At 58.4% G+C, this 746-nt stretch carries 2 protein-coding genes; both read left to right on the forward strand.

Annotated elements, in window-relative coordinates; translation table 11 throughout:
* The coding region (locus JTP94_RS14310; RefSeq protein ID WP_204851166.1) for a hypothetical protein at positions 1 to 305 on the forward strand (305 nt) is incomplete at its 5' end.
* Complete coding sequence (locus JTP94_RS14315) at positions 302 to 673, forward strand: hypothetical protein (RefSeq protein WP_204851167.1); 372 nt, start codon at positions 302 to 304, stop codon at positions 671 to 673. The genes JTP94_RS14310 and JTP94_RS14315, both read left to right, overlap by 4 nt.
* The last annotated feature ends 73 nt before the right edge of the window (positions 674 to 746 follow it).

Genomic DNA, 746 nt, shown 5'->3' on the forward strand with positions numbered 1-746 from the left:
GCGAGACCAGCATGCTCTACGAGATCCGCCGAGAGCTTGGCTGGAACGAATACACCAGCCTTTCGATTATGCCGAACGGCGTTCGTGAGCTTCGCAAGGATGCGCTCCGTTATCGCTATCTCAAAGATCATTGCTCGTCCTTCTATGCGATGACGCATGAGCAACCTGCTGAGTGGTCGATCGGCTGGGAGTTCCAACAGAGTAAGCCGCATGAGGCATGGGGATCGTTCGATAAGTGGATTGATGCCGACATCGAGCTTCGTCGCATCCGCCAAGCTGAACTTGTTGCGGAGGACGGCGAATGATCTGGAGCCTCGATCTCACCGCCGCCCCACTCGACCGCCGCATCTGGCTCGCCACGCGTTGCGAAAAGGTCTCCGTCACCCGATGGAACGAAAAGCGCGGCGCATGGGATGGCCTTGCCACGGGCGAGACGCCGATTGCATGGCAGCTCTACGTCGTTCCAACCCATCCACATTTCCAATCGGACAGCGGCGCGAATGCAGCCTTTGGCGCAGCCGGACCCTCGCCAGAGAAGGCGTGTGCGCCGCTGTCCGACCATGAGTATGTCGAGAGGATCGGGGACCGGGTGATAGCGGAGCGGAAGATCGCGGATGCGGCGGCGGATCTCGTTGCTCATCTCGGGATCAATGATTGCGGTGGGGGAGTTTGAGCGATGAGTTCCATTTATGAACTTCCAGACGATGTCAGAAACTCTGCTGCAAAGGCCCTTGATGAAGTTACGG

The sequence above is a fragment of the Martinezella lusitana genome, assembly GCF_016901135.1.
Classification (GTDB): domain Bacteria; phylum Pseudomonadota; class Alphaproteobacteria; order Rhizobiales; family Rhizobiaceae; genus Rhizobium; species Rhizobium lusitanum_D.

Bases quoted from the DNA above. Each gene is read 5' to 3' on its own strand.
- JTP94_RS14315 (WP_204851167.1), top strand. From the start codon at position 302: ATGATCTGGAGCCTCGATCTCACCGCCGCCCCACTCGACCGCCGCATC.